At 50.9% G+C, this 19,538-nt stretch carries 12 protein-coding genes; 4 read left to right on the plus strand and 8 right to left on the minus strand.

Translation table 11 applies throughout. The features are described from left to right. Positions 1-11 precede the first annotated feature (11 nt). The 4 genes from DXA74_RS05190 (at position 12) to metG (ending at position 6,441) form a co-directional block, all read left to right on the plus strand. Complete coding sequence (locus DXA74_RS05190; RefSeq protein ID WP_118525763.1) at positions 12-1,706, plus strand: hypothetical protein; 1,695 nt, start codon at positions 12-14, stop codon at positions 1,704-1,706. Positions 1,707-1,725: 19 nt separating this feature from the next. Continuing rightward, the gene (locus DXA74_RS05195) at positions 1,726-2,727 is read left to right on the plus strand and encodes a TlpA disulfide reductase family protein (RefSeq protein ID WP_118525764.1); all 1,002 of its coding nucleotides are present in this window, start codon (positions 1,726-1,728) and stop codon (positions 2,725-2,727) included. 27 nt (positions 2,728-2,754) lie between these two features. Beyond that, positions 2,755-4,293, plus strand: coding sequence for a YifB family Mg chelatase-like AAA ATPase (locus DXA74_RS05200; protein WP_118525765.1), 1,539 nt, complete (start codon positions 2,755-2,757; stop codon positions 4,291-4,293). A gap of 108 nt (positions 4,294-4,401) precedes the next feature. Beyond that, positions 4,402-6,441 carry a methionine--tRNA ligase gene (gene metG, locus DXA74_RS05205; protein WP_118525766.1) on the plus strand — a complete coding sequence of 680 codons (2,040 nt, stop codon included), beginning with the start codon at positions 4,402-4,404 and terminating at the stop codon, positions 6,439-6,441. A gap of 192 nt (positions 6,442-6,633) precedes the next feature. Here metG and DXA74_RS05210 read toward each other — a convergent pair whose 3' ends face one another. The 8 genes from DXA74_RS05210 to DXA74_RS05245 form a co-directional block, all read right to left on the minus strand. Continuing rightward, a complete protein-coding gene (locus DXA74_RS05210) occupies positions 6,634-9,705 on the minus strand; it encodes a hypothetical protein (RefSeq protein ID WP_118525767.1) in 3,072 nt (1,023 codons plus the stop codon). Between the two features lie 11 nt (positions 9,706-9,716). Beyond that, complete coding sequence (locus tag DXA74_RS05215) at positions 9,717-12,758, minus strand: T9SS type A sorting domain-containing protein (RefSeq protein ID WP_118525768.1); 3,042 nt, start codon at positions 12,756-12,758, stop codon at positions 9,717-9,719. Between the two features lie 343 nt (positions 12,759-13,101). Then, positions 13,102-13,905, minus strand: a complete 804-nt coding sequence (locus DXA74_RS05220) for a glycosyltransferase family 2 protein (protein ID WP_118525769.1) — start codon at positions 13,903-13,905, stop codon at positions 13,102-13,104. Positions 13,906-13,935: 30 nt separating this feature from the next. Then, complete coding sequence (locus tag DXA74_RS05225) at positions 13,936-15,204, minus strand: glycosyltransferase family 4 protein (RefSeq protein ID WP_118525770.1); 1,269 nt, start codon at positions 15,202-15,204, stop codon at positions 13,936-13,938. 11 nt (positions 15,205-15,215) lie between these two features. Beyond that, entirely contained in the window at positions 15,216-16,340 is a 1,125-nt protein-coding gene (locus DXA74_RS05230) for a glycosyltransferase (RefSeq protein ID WP_118525771.1), read from the minus strand. Continuing rightward, on the minus strand, positions 16,313-17,329 hold the full coding sequence (locus DXA74_RS05235) for a hemolysin activation protein (RefSeq protein WP_118525772.1): 1,017 nt from the start codon (positions 17,327-17,329) through the stop codon (positions 16,313-16,315). Before DXA74_RS05235 ends, DXA74_RS05230 begins: the two co-directional genes overlap by 28 nt. A 1-nt stretch (position 17,330) precedes the next feature. Continuing rightward, a complete protein-coding gene (locus DXA74_RS05240; RefSeq protein WP_118525773.1) occupies positions 17,331-18,146 on the minus strand; it encodes a phosphorylcholine transferase LicD in 816 nt (271 codons plus the stop codon). Next, a complete protein-coding gene (locus tag DXA74_RS05245) occupies positions 18,143-19,510 on the minus strand; it encodes a bifunctional cytidylyltransferase/SDR family oxidoreductase (protein ID WP_118525774.1) in 1,368 nt (455 codons plus the stop codon). The genes DXA74_RS05240 and DXA74_RS05245 overlap by 4 nt, the downstream gene beginning before the upstream one ends. Positions 19,511-19,538: the final 28 nt, after the last annotated feature.

Below are 19,538 nucleotides of genomic sequence, written 5' to 3' on the forward strand. Positions count from 1 at the left end.
TTTAAGTTAGTATGCGTAAAAATTTTTATTTAGCAATGACAGTGGTGTCTGCATTGGCATTCACCTCTTGTAAAAAGTTGGGCGCTTTGTCAGCCGACAACTTTACAGTGACTCCTACTCCATTGGAAAGCGTAGCTGGTCAGGTACCGGCAACAATTAACGGTCAGTTCCCAGAGAAGTACATGAAGAAAAAAGCCGTTGTAACTGTTACTCCGGTTTTGAAGTACGAAGGTGGCGAAGCAACTGGTGCCAGCGCAACATTCCAGGGTGAGAAAGTAGACGGTAACAACCAGACTATTTCTTACAAGATGGGTGGAAACTACACCATGAAGAGCATTTTCGATTTCGTACCAGCTATGCAGAAGTCTGATTTGTATCTGAAGTTCGAGGCTAAAGTTGGAAAGAAGTCTGTTACAATCCCTGAAGTTAAGATCGGTTACGGTGTAGTTGCTACTTCAGAACTGTTGAAAAACACTTTGGCTTCTGCTAATCCTGCTATCGCTCCAGACGGATTCCAGCGCATTATCAAGCAGCGTCAGGAAGCTACTATCAAGTTCTTGATCCAGCAGGCAAACATCCGCAACAGCGAGTTGTCTTCTACTTCTATCAAGGACTTCATCAAGACTTTGAAGGAAATCAAGGCTGACCAGAAGGGTAAGGCTCTGAACGATATCGAAATTTCTGCTTACGCTTCTCCAGATGGTGCTTTGGATCTGAACACCCGTTTGGCTGAGAACCGTCAGAACAACTCTGAGAAATATGTAAACAAGGAGTTGAAGGCTAACAAGATGGAGAGCGACATCAAGACTAAATATACTGCTGAGGACTGGGACGGATTCCAGGAATTGGTTTCTCAGAGCAACATCCAGGACAAGGATGTTATCTTGCGTGTATTGTCTATGTATAAAGAGCCAGAAGAAAGAGAAGCACAGATCAAGAACATGTCTGCCGTATTCCAGGAACTGGCTGAGACCGTACTTCCAGAATTGCGTCGTGCCCGCTTGACTATCAACTATGAGTTGATCGGCCGCAGCGATGACGAAATCCTGGCACAGTTCAAGTCAGACGCCAGCAAGCTGAGCAACGAAGAAGTTCTTTACGGAGCAACTTTGGTAAGCACTCCTGCTGAGAAGGAAGCTTGGTATCAGAAAGCTACTCAGTTGTATGCAAACGACTACCGCGCTTACAACAACCTGGCTCAGTTGGCTTATGCCAAGGGTGATTTGAGCACTGCAGAAAGCTATTTGAACAAGGCTAAGTCTTTGAAGGCTGACGCTAGCGAAGTAAACACTAACTTGGCTTTGATCGCTTTGGCTAAGGGTGATGTTTCAACTGCTGAGACTTATATCGCTAAGGGTTCAGGTGCTGACTCATTCAAGGAGATCATGGGTAACATCCAGATCGCTAAGGGTAACTACCAGCAGGCTGCCAGCAACCTGGCCGGTGTAAACACCAACAGCGCTGCTTTGGCTCAGATCCTGAACAAGGATTATGCTTCTGCCAAGACTACTTTGAACAATGTGAAGAACGCTGACGCTTACACTTCTTACCTGAAGGCTATCGTAGCAGCCCGCACAAACGATGCAGCCGGTGTAAGCAGCAACTTGAGTGCAGCTATCAGCAAGGACGCTTCTTTGGCTAAGCGCGCTGCAACTGACCTCGAGTTCGCTAACTTCGCTTCTACCATTGAAAGCCTGGTTAAGTAATTAACACTCAGTTTTAAGAATGAAGAGAGTATTTCTCTATATTTTATCAGTATTCACCCTGCTCAGCTGTAGAAATTCTGAAGATCGCTTTTCATTAAGCGGAGAATTCAAGCACCTGCAGCAGGGTGAATTCTATATTTACAGTCCGGATGGCGCCATAGATCATCTGGACACGATAAAAGTAGTGGGCGGTGCATTTGACTATCAGATTCCCTTAAAGAACAAATCCACCCTCATGCTGCTCTACCCGAACTATTCGGAACACGTCATCTTTGCCGAAGGAGGAGAGGAAGTCAAGATCAAAGCCGATGCCCGCAAGCTGGGTGAAGCGGAAATCACCGGTACTCCGGCCAATGAAGAAATGACCCGCTTCCGCATAGAAAATCTGAAGAACAGCAAGGAACAAACCGCCCGGTCGGCCGAAAGCTATATCCGCAAGAACCCCACTTCAGATGTCAGCCTCTATCTGTTCAAGGAATATTTTCTGAATAATTCCGAAAGAGACGGAGCCAAAACTTTGGCTTTATACCAGATTCTGACCAAAGCTTTGCCCGATAATATGCGTCTGAAGGCCTTGCAGAACAAAATTCAAGGCATCAGCGGAACCACAATCGGAAAGAAACTGCCGGACTTCAAGCTCATCGGCATGAAGGGAGACACCATCAACACATCGAAGCTGAAAGGAAAAGCTACCCTGATTTCCTTCTGGGCCAGCTGGCGCAATAGCGGATATGTCATTTACCAGTCACGAAAACTGAAAAGAAAGTACGGCAACCAACTGGGACTCATTGCCTATTCGCTCGATATCAACCCCAAGATTCTGGAAAACAGTTTAAAGCGCGACAGTATCAACTGGCCGGTATACTGTGACTTCAAGGGATGGGACAACCCTTTATTACAGAAGCTGAATGTAAACGATATCCCCTATCACATTCTGATTGACTCGGAAAGAAAAATCATCGCACGAGGAAGGAATATTGACAAGGATATCCTGCCGGAATTAGAAAAACGGCTCAAATAAACAGTCGAAAATACAGAACCTATCATTATGTTAGTCAAGGTTTATGGAGCAGCCATTCAAGGCCTCGAGGCAATCCCCGTGACCATTGAAGTGAACGCATCAAGAGGAATCAAGTTCTTTTTGGTGGGTCTGCCGGACAGTGCCGTCAAGGAGAGTCACGAGCGCATTATCTCGGCAATAGAAAACAGCGGGTATGAATTTCCGTCCAAGAGGATTGTGGTCAATATGGCTCCTGCCAGCATCCGCAAGGAAGGATCAGGCTATGACTTACCTCTAGCAATAGGTATCCTGGCCACCCAAGGCAGCGTGCGCACCGACCGTCTGGAACGTTTCATGATGGTGGGCGAGCTCAGTCTGGACGGAAGCATACAACCGGTTACCGGTGCCCTGCTGATGGCTATCAAGGCCCGTGCCCTGGGTTACGAAGGTCTGATCGTACCGGAACAGAATGTCTGTGAGGCTGCTGTCGTAAACCAGCTCAAAGTGTATGGTGCCAGTCATATCCGTCAGGTCATTGATTTCCTGAACGGAGAAGACAGCCTTACGCCCAAGATATTGGATACTCGCAAGGATTTTTATGAGAAACAGGCCTTGCATGAATTTGACTTTGCCGATGTTAAAGGACAGGAACATGTAAAGCGTGCTCTGGAAGTAGCGGCTGCCGGCGGACACAATCTCATTATGATCGGTCCTCCCGGAAGCGGAAAATCCATGATGGCCAAGCGGTTGCCGTCTATTCTTCCTCCACTGTCACTGGCCGAGAGTCTGGAAACAACCCAGATTCACTCTGTGGCCGGGAAACTGGGAAAAGATACTACCCTCATTGCCCAACGCCCGTTCCGCGCTCCGCATCACACCATTTCGCAGGTGGCCCTTGTAGGAGGCGGCGCCAATCCGCAACCGGGCGAAATCAGTCTGGCGCACAACGGTGTGCTTTTCTGCGACGAGCTTCCGGAATTCTCGCGCGCCGCTCTCGAAGTGCTGCGCCAGCCGCTCGAAGACCGGGTCATCAATATCTCGCGGGCCAAATATACCATCACCTATCCCTGTTCGTTCATGTTCGTAGCTTCCATGAATCCCTGCCCGTGCGGTTACTATAATGATCCGAACAAGACCTGCGTCTGCACACCGGGACAGATCCAACGCTATCTGAACAAGATTTCCGGTCCGCTGTTAGACCGTATTGACCTACAGATAGAAATTACGCCTCTATCCTTTCAGGAACTTTCGCAAAAGGAGAAAGGCGAAAGCAGCGCCGCCATCCGCGAACGCGTCATCAAGGCACGCGCCATACAGTCCGAGCGCTATGCGCCCTACAAGGGAATACACTGCAACGCCCAGATGAACAGCAAGTTGCTGCATCTTTATGCCACTCCGTCGGAGAGCTGTCTGGAACTGCTGCGCCAAGCCATGAACCGGCTGCAACTTTCAGCCCGAGCCTACGACCGCATTCTGCGTGTGGCCCGTACCATTGCCGATCTGGAAGGAAGCGCACAGATAGAAACGCACCATGTGGCCGAAGCCATCGGTTACCGCAATCTGGACCGCAGCAACTGGGGCGAATGACATACTGGAAAAAGATAACCGAAAAAGGCACCCGCAATCTGGGTGCCTTTTTCATTTTTTATCCGTATCTTTGTAAGCAAAACAGTAAATTAAACAAGAAACGATAAAATGGATAAGAAATTCAAAAGAACCACGGTAACATCGGCATTGCCATACGCCAACGGTCCGGTACACATCGGACACCTGGCCGGCGTCTATGTTCCGGCCGATATCTACGTAAGATATTTACGTTTGAAGAAAGAAGAAGTATTGTTCATTGGCGGATCGGACGAGCATGGTGTGCCCATCACCATCCGTGCCAAGAAAGAAGGCATCACTCCGCAGGATGTTGTAGACCGCTATCACACTTTGATCCGCGATTCTTTCAAGGAATTCGGTATTTCGTTCGACGTGTACGGACGTACCAGTTCGGAAATACACCGTCAGACTGCTTCTGAGTTCTTCAGAACCTTGTACGACAAAGGCGAGTTCATTGAGAAAACGTCTATGCAATACTATGACGAGGAGGCACAGACTTTCCTGGCCGACCGTTATATCACCGGAGAATGTCCGCACTGCCACGCCGAGGGCGCTTATGGCGACCAGTGCGAGAAGTGCGGTACTTCACTCTCTCCTACCGAACTGATCAACCCAAAGAGTGCCATCAGCGGTTCCAAACCGGTAATGCGCGAAACCAAGCACTGGTATCTGCCGCTCGACAAGCACGAAAGCTGGTTGCGCCAGTGGATTCTGGAAGACCACAAGGAATGGCGTAACAACGTATATGGTCAGTGCAAGAGCTGGCTCGACATGGGCTTGCAGCCACGCGCCGTAAGCCGCGACTTGGACTGGGGTATTCCAGTGCCGGTTGAGGGTGCCGAGGGCAAAGTGCTGTATGTATGGTTCGACGCTCCTATCGGTTATATCAGCAACACCAAGGAACTGCTTCCGGATTCATGGGAAAAATGGTGGAAGGATCCTGAGAGCCGTCTGGTACATTTCATCGGTAAGGACAACATCGTGTTCCACTGCATCGTGTTCCCGGCCATGCTGAAAGCTGAAGGCAGCTACATTCTGCCGGACAACGTACCGAGCAACGAGTTCCTGAACCTGGAGGGCGACAAGATTTCCACTTCACGCAACTGGGCCGTATGGTTGCACGAATACCTGCGCGACTTTGAAGGCAAGCAGGACGTGCTGCGTTATGTGCTCACCGCCAATGCACCGGAAACAAAAGACAACGACTTCACCTGGAAAGACTTCCAGGCACGCAACAATAATGAGTTGGTAGCCGTTTACGGTAACTTCGTGAACAGAGCCCTGCAGCTCACTCAGAAATACTACAACGGTGTGGTACCGGCCTGTGGTGAACTGACCGAATACGATCAGGCTACCCTCGACGAGTTCAAGGATGTGAAGGTGAAGGTAGAAGAGCTGCTCGACAACTTCAAGTTCCGCGACGCTCAGAAAGAGGCGATGAATCTGGCCCGCATCGGTAACAAGTACATCGCCGACTGCGAACCTTGGAAGGTGATCAAGACCGATCCGGAGCGCGTGAAGACCATCATCTACATCTCTTTGCAGCTCACCGCCAATCTGGCCATCGCTTTCGAACCGTTCCTGCCGTTCAGCAGCGAAAAACTGCGCCACATGCTGAATATGGAAACCTTCGAATGGGCACAGCTGGGTAACACCAACCTGTTGCAGGAAGGCCATCAGCTGAATCAGCCGGAACTGCTCTTCGAGAAGATCGAGGATGCTGCCATCGAGGCTCAGATCCAGAAGCTGCTGGACACCAAGAAAGCTAATGAGGAGGCCAATTACAAGGCAGAACCTATCAAGGAGAACATTCCGTTCGAGGACTTCGAGAAACTGGACATCCGTGTCGGTACCGTATTGGAGTGTACCAAAGTGCCTAAGGCCGACAAGCTGCTTTGCTTCAAGATTGCCGACGGATTGGAGAACCGCACCATCGTTTCGGGTATTGCCAAATACTACAAACCGGAAGAACTGGTGGGCAAGCAGGTTTGCTTCATCGCCAATCTGGCTCCGCGCAAGCTCAAGGGCATCGAAAGCCAGGGTATGATTCTCTCTGCCGTGAACCACGACGGTTCGCTCAGCGTCATCACTCCGGAGAAGGAAGTGAAACCAGGCTCTTGCGTAGGCTAAAAGCCGGTCGACACCAAGACATAATAACAGAAAAGGGAACACCCAAAGTCATTTCGACTGAAGGTGTCCCCTTTCGTTTTTCCTTGTCCGGAAAGCCTTGAAAAAATCATGGTGATGATCTGAAAATTTCATCAAAATGATTTTCTTAAATGATCTCAATGATTTTTTCAGGCGTTGCCGGCGCTTCGGTGCTTACTTCACATAGAAACGTCCCACGGTCAGGTATTCTCCTTGTCCGATGCGGTATAAATACATGCCGGAGGCACGGAGCGGCAGACGCACCTGATTCTCGCCTTCCTGCAAATTTCCTTCATAGATGATTTGTCCCTGCGGATTGTAAACCACCATACGAAGCGAAGCATCAAATCCCTTTACCGAGAAATGCAGCGGCTCGTCCCGACCGATCAAAGTTGGATAAAGAGCAACCCGACGGGCATCCTGGGTCTCGCTTTCCACACCGGTGGGCACTTCCTTGCTTCCTTCAATCATCTTATGAACCGTCTTACTGTTCCGCTCTCCCTGTGCATTGGTCACGGTCAGCGTCACGTCATAACTCTGGTCGGGAACCACCGTCACCCGCGGATTACGTGCATGCGGATCGCTGACGTGCAGCGGCTGAGGCTGGAAGGTCCACTCCCACGAAGCATCATTCTGGTTGGCAATAGAATAACTGTCGAACTGGAGTTCTGTAGTCTTCAGATTCTTTCCGCTCCCTACATTCAACAGCAACGGCTGGGCAACAGGCGTAAACATGGAGTCTACCAAAGCGGTTTCCCACACCCCGTTGTTCGTAGCGATACGGATTTTGCCATCCTTATAGAAAGGCAGCATACGGTTCACCCGGATCATGGCAGGCAATCCCTGTGAGAAATCGCTCCAACGGTTCTGCTCCTCATCCCAGTAAACGACCTTTCCGGCATAGATAAAGGTATCCTCCGTATAGTCCTGACGGGCATCGGCAATGGCATACACAGCGTTCTTGTCGTTTCCTGTGAGGAAAAAACGGGTGATGCCATACGTTCCCATCTGTCCGGAGGGAGTCTGCATCTCCAATCCGGCATTCATCTTCTCCCAAGTCTGTCCGTTGTCACGCGTACGGTACATGCCGCCAGGTTCATGCGTCGTAACCCAGATTTCATCCTCACGCAACGGGTGAATGGCAATCTTGAATTGCAGGCTCTCCTGCATTTCCGGCAACAGGTTATATTTCTCAAATTCCTTTCCTCCATCCAGCGAATAATACAGTGCCGTACCGGCAGCCACCACAATCTTGTCGGGGTTGGAGCGCGAAATGGCATAAGCGGAAATATCCCGTCCGAAATCATGAACCAGCGTGTAGCTGAGACCGTCGTCCGTGGTGCGCCAGAGCATGCTGTAAGTGCTGCCCTGCATACCAAAAGCCGGCGAGGTGACAATCAGGAAGTTCTGCGCATAGCGCGGATCGTATTCGAAACCGACTCCAAAACGGGTTCCCTCCTTCGGATAAACCCAGAAGCGCTCGGCATTCTCAAAATCCTTGAACTCCTCGGTCCAGTGGTCCGGAACCAGCAGTTTCTGCTGCGTATCCGAGAAGGTAATCTTGCGCGGATTGCTCAAGAACACATAGCCCGTGGAATGCTCACTGCCGCGTAAAGCCACCGACACGGAGTCATAATCCGCCAGACGCACCATATTGCCGTTATGGTTCTTTCCGCCCACGATGACATCCTCGTTCCAGCCCTGATCAAAGCCCCAGAACTCGGCGGCATAGATTCCTTCGTTCAGGATTTCGGGTTCCTGCTCCATCATATTGGCACAGTAAACCATACCTCCATCGGTAGAGAGCCATGTCTCTCCGGTTTTCTCCGACACATACAGATCCTGCATGTCTGTGTGCAAGTCATATTCGCCATAATATCCTCCAATCTCCACGCTCATTTCATGCGGCCGGCCGGTAGAATTCTGCGGATGCTTGTCGAGTGTTCTTCCTCCGTCGTGCGAACTGTATAAAAACAGCAGTCCGAGCAACAGATGCTCCGGATCGGTGGGCGACACGGCCAGCACCATATCATAATATCCCTGTCCTCCGGCACGGTCCATACCGTTCATCTGCGACGCCACCGGCAGTTTCTCCCAGTTCTTCCCGCTGTCCGTACTTTTCAGGATGCAAGGCTCGCCCCGGAAAAACGGATGACGGCTGTCCCAGCCCTGACAAGCCAGCAGATAAACATAATCCGGATTGGCTGGCGTCACCCCCAGACGACCGGATGAGAAATGGGTGTCGGGCACATGAATCCGGTCAAATGTCGCTCCGTCATTACTGCTTGTATACAGACAGGCTCCCGAATCATCGAAGCTGTCCAGCAACAGGAACAGCTTGGAAGTACCCTTCCCGCGCAGATATTTGATGTCGAAACAGCGCCCGCTCAGCTTGCGCGTCCAGGTCTGTCCGTTGTCTTCCGAGAGATATACGCCTTCGTCGCTTCCCATCAGGATGCGCGCATCGTTCTTCGGGTCAAAGACGGCATCGCGGATGCGCTGGAAAGGCTTCCCGCCACGGGGCGTGATGTTCTTCCAGGAATCTCCGCCGTCCTGGGTGAGCCAAAGGCTCATGCCTCCGCCCACAACCACCTTATCCGACGATGATTCGGAGATTTCCACTGTAGAAATCTCCCCGCCGAAATAATGCATCGGGGCGCAAGGCTTCCAGAATTTTCCCTTATCCACCGATTTGAAAACCATACCCGTCTCCGTACCGCAATACAGAATGTTCTCATTGCTTTGCGACACATCGAAACGCTGCACGTTGCTTTGCCAGGGCACCGGTTTCTTATTCTTGTAGTCCCGGATCTGATAAGGAGCCAGAACGCGCCAGTTTGCCGTGGGCGAGGCAGCGGCATCGGCCGAAGAGGCTGCACCGCGCGCCCGTTTCTGCATCTCCGAGCGGTTCAGCAAATCCAGTTCCTGCTGATAGCGGTCGGCATCGGGCAGATGAATCATGCCGTCGGCAAAGACAAAAGGCTCGACCATCTTTTGCCAACGCTTGAAATAGTTCAGCACATGTTTGTTGTAGGGAGTCTTCTTGCCGCCTCCCGGTAAAGCCGACTTATAGGCCTCGAACTTGCGGACAATCTCATAATAGTTCTTTCCGTCAATCTCCGGACTAAGCAACTGCTCCATCCACTCCGGCTCACGGGCAAAGGTCGTATCGACAGGCGTCTGCACCTGAGCCGTCATACTGGCCGACAGAGCCAGCATACTGATATAAAAAATAGCTTTCATCATCTATACTAGGTTTATTGAACAATAAATTTGCCAAACACTTTGGCATTTCGGGTTTTCACTTCGTAGACATAAACGCCCGCGGGAAGCTCACCGGCCGGTATCTGTAGCGCACGCTCTCCCTGTCCCAAATGATGCTTCTGCATCAGATGGCCGGAAAGATTATGTATCGTGACGACTTTCTCTTCCGGCATGCCCGATACGAGCATGCGCAGGTTTTGTCCGGATGCAATCCGTTCCGCGCTGAGCGCCACTTTCGGACTCACAGTACCGGCATCTTCCATTCCGGTTTCCTTCTTGATCTGAATCATATCCTTCACCGTGCGGCTGTGTGTCTTGCCGGAGGGGGTCGTTATGGTCAGGGTAACGTCATAACTGCCGGGACGGCCGAAAACAACCTTCGGATTCCGCACATCCGGATTGCTGACCGACACGGGTTGAGGAGAGAAACTCCAGTGCCAGCGGGTACCCGGCTCCTGCTTGACAATCGAATAGCTGTCCAGCCAGACTTCCTTTCCGGGATTATCCGTCAAATCTCCGTTGCCCAGATTCAGGGCTATCGGTTGCGCCACAGGACGGAAATCCTGACGCACCAGCGGTATTTCCCAAATGCCTTGATTGGTGGCCGCCCTCAACTTTCCGTCTTTATAAAAAGGAACCAGACGCGTCAGACGGGCACCGGGATTCAATCCCTGCGAATAGTCGATCCATTCCGCCATGGAGTCGTCCTTATAATAGACCCGGGCCCCGTCATTGGTACCCAGATATACTCCGTTAAGCTCATCGCCTGTAAGAATAATCCAGCAGAAGGTCTGACTCAGGAGTTCGCCACTGAGCGGATTGGTCCAGGTGTGGCCTCCGTCGGTGGTATAGCGCACCGCTCCGGGACTGAAGGTATTGGTCACCCAGACGCACTGTTCGTCATTCGGGTCCACAGCCAGCATCAGAGGGGTATCTCCGTCGCTGATCTCTTCAGGGAACGGTCTTTCCGGCAATTTCTCCCAGTTGGCTCCGTGGTCGCGAGTACGGTAAATATCCAGATAGCCGCAGACATAAATCACATCGGGATTCGACCGCGCATATTCATAATTGCTCACACGCTCATGGTCCGTGTCCAGAATGGACTGGAAAGACAAGCCTTCGTTCTCCGAACGGTAAATCTGATACACATCTCTGGCGCCCCAGTCATCATCGGCATCCCGTCCGTTCATGATGATCCGAAGGGCATAACGCGGGTCGGTAACGATGCGCCCGTTGGTTTTCAATATCTCAAAAGGTTTCTTATCGGTGAAATACTGGTCGTAGGTCACCTCCACCGCTCCGTCAATCCGCTCCGGCATGACATAACGGCCGGCATCGCTGAAATACACTTTCTTCGGGTCACTGAGCATCACATGTCCGGTGGCCTTCTCCACGCCTCCCACGTGCATCGTGTTGCCTTCGCCGTAAGAAGCCATGTGGACGGCATCTCCGTTGTGCCAGCGTCCACCAGCCATGACATCCTCATTCCAGCCCATATCAAAACCGTGATAATCGGCTGCATACACGCCCTTCATCCGGTTTTCGCCGGGAGTCTCAAAGAAATCGGCAGAATATTTGATGCCTCCGTCGGTAGCTATCCACGTATCGTTGCCGGAGATTGCAATATCCTGAATGTCGGGGTGCATCTTTTCATGGGCGGTATACCCTCCGATGGCTGTATTTCCGTAACGGAGCCCCCAGCCGCCGGACCCTCCCTGAGTGGAACGATAGGCGGAACACAAACCGAAAATCACCAGCTCGGGATCTTTATTCGACACTCCCAAGGTCATGTCAAAGAAGCCTTGTCCTCCCTGACGCTCATCCAAATCGAAAAACGAGTTGCGAAAGTCCCAGCTGTTGGTGCTGACCCGGGTGGTCTTGTCCACCCAATCCTTTCCGCCATTCTTACTTTGCAGGATATAAGGTTTCCCGACACCGTCTTTGTTATTATAAAGCTCATAGGCCGTGACCAGCGCATACACATAGTCTTCACCTCCCGGTGCCTCACTCACGGCCAGGCGCCCGGCATTCAAGGCAAAAGGCAGCATTTCGGACGCGGTAAAGGTGGCGCCACCATCGTGTGATGTATAAAACAAGGTGCTCTCTCCCCCAACCGGACGGAGCATCAGATAAACCGTTTCCGGATCGCCTGGTTTCAGCTCATGGTCATAACCGATGCCCTGCAAGGTCAGCAGGAAACTGGCACCACCGTCCTCCGAACGGTAGAACCCGCCTTCGGTACGCGTAATGGGGTCGTAAGCCGTCGTCACGGTCATCCGGTTCGGATTCCCGGTATGGAAACGGATGCTGTTTACCCGGGTCTGAATGCCGGGCACCCGATTCCAGGTGTTTCCTCCATCTTCTGATCTCCACAGCGCCGTGCCTCCTCCGGCATACACGATATCCGGATTCTGCGGATGTACGGCCAAAGCATAAATAGACCCTCCGAAAAAATGAGCCCCGTTGCAGGCGGTCCAGTTCTGCCCTTTATCCTCAGAACGGAACACCACGCCGGCCTCCGTACCACAATACAGAATATTGGGCTCGGAAGCAGAAACCGCCAAACGGTAAACACACGCCTGGGAGTCCTTGGGTTTGGCTCCTTCGCTGACTGTCTGGTTCGGACCGATACTGCGCCACACGGCGGCAGATACATTTCTGGACCGACGAATATTACGGGTATTTAAAGAATCTATCCGGGCATAATAGGCATCGTAGTCCGGTAGAACAATCTTGCCGGCTGCATTCACAAAGGGGCGATAAGCCTTCTGCCAACGACGAAAGAAATTCACCGCCGGTTTATAGGGACGTGTCTTGACCCGCACATCTACGTTGCAGGCGGCCCATTCCTCAAAAAGAGAATCCATTTTGAAATAATTCACTCCTGCCGGATCATCGGCAAGACATTTCATCCACTCCGGAGCACCTTCCGGCAGCGGTTCCGATGTATAGGGATTAAACTTTGCCGTTTGCTGTGCCGACAAAGCACCGCCCCACATCAAAAGGACAGAAGAGAGAAACAAAAATCTGTTCATGAATAAAAAATATTGATTTGATACATAGTTCCTTCCACTCTTGGAAGAAAGGAGCGCAAAGATAAATACCCCTACGGTACCTCAGGCAGGAGACACTCTTTTTTAGGCTTGTTTATGGCTTATATACAAAGTATTACAAAATATTCCTTACCCCAAAAACTGACATTGTAAAGAATAAACAGAACAACTGACCAGAAAAGAAAATAGCAAAATACGGATAAACAGACATACTTTCCTCCATAAAAAACAAGAAGAGGAAAAACAGAATGACAAGATCGTGTCAGAAAACAGCAAAGGACAGAGCCGAAAGCCCTGTCCTTTGCCTGAAATATCCTAAAAAGTCCTACTTTTTGAGTACACTGCGCACCACAAACCAGAGGTGCTGCCCAATGGCTGCCGGCCATCCGAAGTGACGGGCCATAATGCGCAAACGCTCCATCAGAGACTTTCTGTGGTTCTGGGTGGTAAGTCCTTCGCTCAGATAATCCGTAAGAATCAGATTGGAGTTATGCAAAGCCAGACGTCTGCTCCGCGCTTTCTTCATAATGCGGATGCACCAGTCGTAATCGGCCGAAAAGCGGTATCGCATATCGTATAATTCCTCGCGTGCCAAATCCGTGCGCACATAAAAAGACTGATGACACACCAGCATGCCCTGAAGGAAACTCCGGAAACTGAGCTTGCGGGGAGCCTGCAGCCGGCGATGGCGTATGAAGTGACCCTCGGCATCGACCAGGTCGGTCTCGCCATAAAGCACGGCCGGACGGCGGTCGTGCTCCATCTGCTCCCACTTGATCTGTTCCATCAGCTGCTTCAACGTATCGGGACTGTGAAAGCAGTCTCCGGCATTCAGAAAGCAGATGTATTCGCCCTCTGCGGCCAGAATGGCCTTGTTCATGGCATCATACAGCCCTTTATCGGGTTCGTTAATCAGATTTATCTGGTGAGGAACAGCCTCGCGGGTGTTTTGTTCCACATACTGATGCACCAGTTCCATGGTGTTATCCTTGGAACATCCGTCCACAATGAGATGTTCGATATTCGGATAGGTTTGCGCCGCAACGCTCTTCAAGGTGCGTGGCAGCGTCTGCGCTGCATTATAGGTGACCGTAGCCACCGTAATACTCGGATAGGGGTCTTGATTCATATATTTCTTTTAAGCTTGATATCTTGTTTTTCAGGCCTTCGCCCTGTCGGTTGACTGATTATAGATTTTAATGTATTTCATGGCCACGGCACTCTCTCCGTAGGTCATGCCTGCTTTCTTGACGGCTGCACGACTCAGACTGTCATAGTCGGCCTGCTGAAGGACATAGAGAATACCTTCGGCCAGATCTTCTGAATCCTGATAACGGGCCACATAACCGTTTATCTTATGGTCGATCATCTCGGGAATTCCTCCTACCTCGAAACCGACGCAAGGAGTACCACACGACATGGCCTCGACGATGGTGTTCGGCAGATTGTCCTGAAGCGAAGGCGTAACAAAAGCCTGTACCGCATTGTAAAGACTGGCCATGCGCTTCTCGTCGGCCACATAGTCTACGGCATATACCGGGAACGGGAACATGCCTTTCATGGCGGCAGCCTCTTTTCCCACAATGACAATGCCCAGTTTTTCGGCCAGCTGAGGCTGGGTCTCGGCCAGATAACGGCAAGCCTCCACCATAAAGTCAATGCCCTTGCGCTTGTCGGTAATCTTCATGGAACTGAAGAGCAGCAGAATCTTGTCGGCAGGCAGATTGAAACTCAGGCGGGCAGTGGCCTTGTTTTCCGGTCGGAAGAGCGAGGTGTTGATGGCATTCGGAATGGACACCACACGCTGCCCCGTGAGCAAAGCACTCTGCGAAGCCAGTTTCTCGAGCCACTGGCTACAGGCCACAAAGGTGATGTGCGCCCCGCGAAGCATCTTTTCCTTCTTGCGGAACACACGGGTAGACAAGTCTTTCTGACTGCCTCCGTGAAGTAAAAGCGGGCAGTGATGACACTCGGTCAGGTATTTGTCGCACGAACCGCTGTAATGGCAGATACCGGTGAAGGGCCACATGTCATGCAGGGTCCACACGACCGGCTTGCCGCTGTCGATAATCTTACGGATGCTTTTCAGAGAAAGGAATCCCTGATTGATCCAATGCAGATGAATAATGTCTGCTTCCTTGAATTCGGGCAGCGACGTGATGTCAGCTCCCGTATTGGCAATGTCTACCTGAAACAGGTTGTGCTTCTTGAAAGCATTGGCCTTCCAGATAACCACGCGTTCCCAGACAAAGCGAAAACGGTTGCGCCAGCTTTTCCGCAAGGCACACACCGTGATCTGTCCGGTTTCCTTGTCGCGTACCAGCATCTTTGCCTTGACGCCATTATTTTTCAAGGCTTCCATCAGTCGGTTGGCGGCAATGGCTGCCCCACCGGTCCGTTCGGAAGTATTTACGATTAGAACTCTCATATCGAATGTGATTATTTTGTTTCGGGCGTGCTTGCTCCACGCCGTTTGTTTGCTACTTCATGCAGCGCATCGGCAATCTCCTTGCTGAAGATTTCCAGATTAAAACGCTCCTCGGCCAGCTTGCGGGCATTCCGTCCCATCTGCTCGGCCTCCTGAGGGTGCGCCGCCATCCAGTCAATGGCTTTCTGCCAGCCCTCTACATCGTCATAAGGTATCGTCATACCTACTTTCTCGCGGTCAATATCGAAACCGAAGGTAGGATTCTTGGAACAGAGTACCGGCATTCCCAGAGCCAGAGCCTCAACCAGTGTGGTCAGTCCCACGGTATAGGGTGCGTCCAGACAGCAAATCACAATGAATTGCTTGCGGGCTACCTTCAAGGCCAGTTCATAGGGAATAATGCCTTCTGTGAAATGAATATGCACATGCTCGGGAACATCCAGCTGCGACACAATCCGGTCATAATGCAGGCTGCCGCAGGTTTTGGCAATATAGATGTCGAGCTCTTCTTTGGTGCGGGCAAAAGCTTTGATCAAGGTAACCAAGTCGCGGTTTTCCTTTCCGGTAGAGATATAGCCATGCCGCTCCCCGGAAGGATTCTGCTGTTTCTCTTCACCAAGAATCCGGTCATAGAAGTCCAGATCCGGCCCCCAGTGCACCAGTTTCATTTTGGCCGGATCAAACTTGCAGGCTTCGCGCGAACGGCGGATCAGTTCTTCGCTGAAAAAGAACATATAGTCAAAACCTTTATAGAAGAAGCGCGACAGACGCTCACGCCATGTCTTTGACGAACGGATAATGGCCTGATGATGCCAGATGACAATCGGTTTGCGGTAAAGGCCAAGAGCCCGCAGGAAAACAATGAGTTCTATGCCGCGAAACGAAGTGGCATAAAGCACATCGTAGGCTTTGCGGCAAGTCAGGATTTTCCAGGTTGTATCAAGAGTCAGTTTCCAGCGCTCGCTGATAAAACGGAACGGATGCATCACACACGTAATACCGTGCTTGTCCAGCAAAGGCATGCCATAGAGCAGATGCCCCGGAAAACGCTTCTGCTTCCACTCGGCAAAACCTCCGTCGGTAGGACGGGTGTGATAGAAGTAAACCTTTAGCGGTGCTGATAAATCTTGAGCCATTTGCTGATTCTGTTTTTTATGGCGCTACCGATATAGCTGAAATTGCCGTATTTCAGGTTCAGGAACAGTTCCTCAAAGGAACGTCCCACCTTAATCAGCGGATTTCTCCAGCCCATAATCCGGTACACGCGTTTCTTGTATTCTGTATTTTCAATAATATATCGGGGGTGTCTGATCGGGAAGTCCAGTTCATAGCGCTTCATGGTAAAGATGCGCCGATAGCCTTTGGGCAGAGTCTCTACCGAAGCGCCGAAATGTACGGAACCGGCAGTGGCTCCCAAGTTGTTCACCATATTCCGGGTGGGCATGATGCACAAACCGGAATTCAGATAGATGGCAGCCTGAAAGATGGTTTCGTAGAAGGCTTTATGCTGACTGCGGTGACTGCGGCACATCTCCAGAAAATCATTCCGGAAACGGTTCGTTTCAATCAGTCCTTCGATGCGCTGCACCGCACGGGCATCGTTCAGGAAGGTATAATGCTCATCCCACTGATCGACCACACGGCGCCAGCTGGCCCATCCCCAGATGGAGAAGGTCCGGGTGAAGAAATAGTCTTCGGATACATCCTCCGTAACTTCCTCACAGTTGAATCCGGCAATCATACTGATCCGGGTATCGTGTTCATAACGGTCGAGCATCTCCTTGCAAAACTGAAAGAAGCTGACCGACGGCACATCATCATCCTCCAGAACCACACATTTGTCCACCTGCGAGAAGGCCCATTTCTGAGCCATAAATTCCGAAGGGTCGCAACCGTAGTTCTTTTCCTGATACAGGTGATGCACCTCACATTCCCAGTCAATATGCGACACCACCTCGCGGCAGGCCATAATGCCCGGAAGGTCTTTCTCATTGCGGGGACCGTCCTGATAGAGAAATAACTGGGCGGGGCGGGCTTTCTGTACTTCCTGAAAAACTTTTTCCAACTGTTCCGGACGGTTAAAGAACAGGATCAGGACAGCCACATCAACAAGTGCCGGTTTCATATTATTCTGTTTTTATCAATTCATGACAAAGGAAAGCGGCATGCCCCTTGCGTTTATCTTCAGGTGGCAGCTGCATATAGTTTTTATAAAGGTCCTTCAAATAGGCATCGGGATTGTTGGGAGCCTGAAAGGTGATTCCCTCAAACTGAATCTCCCCCAGCGGGAAAATGGAATCCTGACGGTGCATGATTCCATAACCGTTATTGATCAATACATTGGAGATATAAGTATTTTTCTTTCGGGTGGCACAAAGAAAAGCCCATTCTGCCTGATGGATCCAGTATTTCAGACCAAACTTCACGAATTCGGCTACCGCACGCAGGGAATAACGGTGCGGGGCGTGCAGAATGGCATAGCTCTTGCAAATGCCTTTAGCGACCCGTTTCACGGTGCGGGCACTCATGTCGGGATAGTCAATAAAGGGGAATATATCGACAAAAAGACCTTTCTGATAGTCGGCATCCATCTCCTCGCGCAACTCTATACAGAGTGAATTCAGATCGCGCACCTTGGCGCCGGGTATCGGACAAGAAGGGTCACTCTCCTGGGTTTGCAGGAAAAGACCGCTTTTCAACTCCTGAGGAGCAATCTGCTTGAAGCGCTCCAGGTCTTCCAGACGCATGGCAATGTCTATGTCGTCATCCCACGGAATAAATCCGCCGTGACGCACGGCACCGAGCAAACTGCCGCCATCCAGCCAATAAGGAATGTTATGTTTTCGGCAGACGCGGTCTATCTCTACGAGAATTGCCGTTTGCTTTAACTGGCAAGCCCGGAGATTTTCCTTCATGTATTTTTCCAGAAACTCGTTTTTCATGCCATCTTTCTCTTTACATCAATAACTTGTCCGGTGGCCGTAGAGAGCAATGTTCTCAATGTTGCCTGGGCCACCTCCTCGGCCGTGAGCAGGGTTTCTGGCGGTTCGATACCGAAGTTGCGGGTACGCATCGGGGTTGCCGTACGTTCCGGATTGATACAGTTCACGGCTATACCGTCGCCCTCCCACTCCTGAGCCACGGCCTGAACAAAATTCACAATGGCAGCCTTGGTCGAAGAGTAGATGCTGTAGAAAGCACGTCCGCGGGTATAAGAGCTGGAAGTAAAGAAAATCAGCATTCCCTTGGACTCCTTCAGCGGCGCATAAGCTTCAAGCGCCACATTGACCGTACCCATATAATTGGTCTGAACAGCCTTCAGAATATCGTTATAATCGGTTGTTGCCAAAGGCTCACGATTCAGGATTCCGGCAGTATTGATCACATAGTCAATACGTCCGCACTCGCGGTAAACCTCTGCCAAAGCATGGGCCACCTGTTCGCGGTTGCCGACATCCACTCCGTTCTGACTGCGTGAGAAGGAAAAGACACGACAGTCTTTTTCCTCCAGCAAACGGATAATCTCAGCACCGATACCATAGCTTCCTCCGAAGACAACGGCGGTGCGTCCCTTAAAGGAATCGCCATGACAATCCACATCCTGTGCCTCGCACTGACGGAGTTGGAAGAGTTTGTCCAAAAGGAACGTATCTTCCTTGTAGGTCAGTTTCATATTGGCTTCTTCGCCGGCCACAACATAGATCGGTTCTTCGGGCAGGTATTTGCGCACGATACCGCAATCATCCGTAGCCTTGAATCCGGTATCCTTCAGAGCCTCATCGTATGCCTTGCGAATCACATGGATATCAAAAGCCTGAGGAGTCTGTCCTCTTCTCAAGCGACTACGGTCGGGAATATTGGCAATAAAGTCGCCTTCCACTTCGATGATGGTGTCGGTAGCCGGAAGAGCCACGTCTATGGCCCGATAATGATCCAGAGCATCAATCACCCGGTTTACGATAGCCTGGCTGACCAACGGGCGCACGGCATCGTGAAACACAAGATTCACATCCTGTCCTTCGTAAGCGTATATGGCAGAAAGACTGGAATCCTGACGTTCACGGCCTCCCTTCAGGATTTTCTTCACCTTTTTCCATCCGTTGCGGAGTATCATACTCTCAAAATCGGTAATATAAGCCGCATTCGCCACAATGGCTATCTCATCAATACGTCCATTACGTTCAAACACGTCAATGGTATGTTCTACCACAGTTTTTCCGGCAACCTTGAAAAACTGTTTCGGAGTAGAAAGTCCCAAACGGCTTCCTACTCCTCCGGCCAATATTACTGCTATATTCTTTTTCATGACTGATTTCATTCGTATGTAATGATGC

It is taken from the genome of Bacteroides sp. OF04-15BH (genome assembly GCF_003477995.1).
Lineage (GTDB): Bacteria > Bacteroidota > Bacteroidia > Bacteroidales > Bacteroidaceae > Paraprevotella.

Coding starts and splice junctions, on each gene's coding strand:
- metG (WP_118525766.1), top strand. CDS start 4,402: ATGGATAAGAAATTCAAAAGAACCACGGTAACATCGGCATTGCCATAC.
- DXA74_RS05215 (WP_118525768.1), bottom strand. CDS start 12,758: ATGAACAGATTTTTGTTTCTCTCTTCTGTCCTTTTGATGTGGGGCGGT.
- DXA74_RS05235 (WP_118525772.1), bottom strand. CDS start 17,329: ATGAAACCGGCACTTGTTGATGTGGCTGTCCTGATCCTGTTCTTTAAC.
- DXA74_RS05245 (WP_118525774.1), bottom strand. CDS start 19,510: ATGAAAAAGAATATAGCAGTAATATTGGCCGGAGGAGTAGGAAGCCGT.
- DXA74_RS05230 (WP_118525771.1), bottom strand. CDS start 16,340: ATGGCTCAAGATTTATCAGCACCGCTAAAGGTTTACTTCTATCACACC.
- DXA74_RS05190 (WP_118525763.1), top strand. CDS start 12: ATGCGTAAAAATTTTTATTTAGCAATGACAGTGGTGTCTGCATTGGCA.
- DXA74_RS05220 (WP_118525769.1), bottom strand. CDS start 13,905: ATGAATCAAGACCCCTATCCGAGTATTACGGTGGCTACGGTCACCTAT.
- DXA74_RS05240 (WP_118525773.1), bottom strand. CDS start 18,146: ATGAAAAACGAGTTTCTGGAAAAATACATGAAGGAAAATCTCCGGGCT.
- DXA74_RS05200 (WP_118525765.1), top strand. CDS start 2,755: ATGTTAGTCAAGGTTTATGGAGCAGCCATTCAAGGCCTCGAGGCAATC.
- DXA74_RS05195 (WP_118525764.1), top strand. CDS start 1,726: ATGAAGAGAGTATTTCTCTATATTTTATCAGTATTCACCCTGCTCAGC.
- DXA74_RS05210 (WP_118525767.1), bottom strand. CDS start 9,705: ATGATGAAAGCTATTTTTTATATCAGTATGCTGGCTCTGTCGGCCAGT.
- DXA74_RS05225 (WP_118525770.1), bottom strand. CDS start 15,204: ATGAGAGTTCTAATCGTAAATACTTCCGAACGGACCGGTGGGGCAGCC.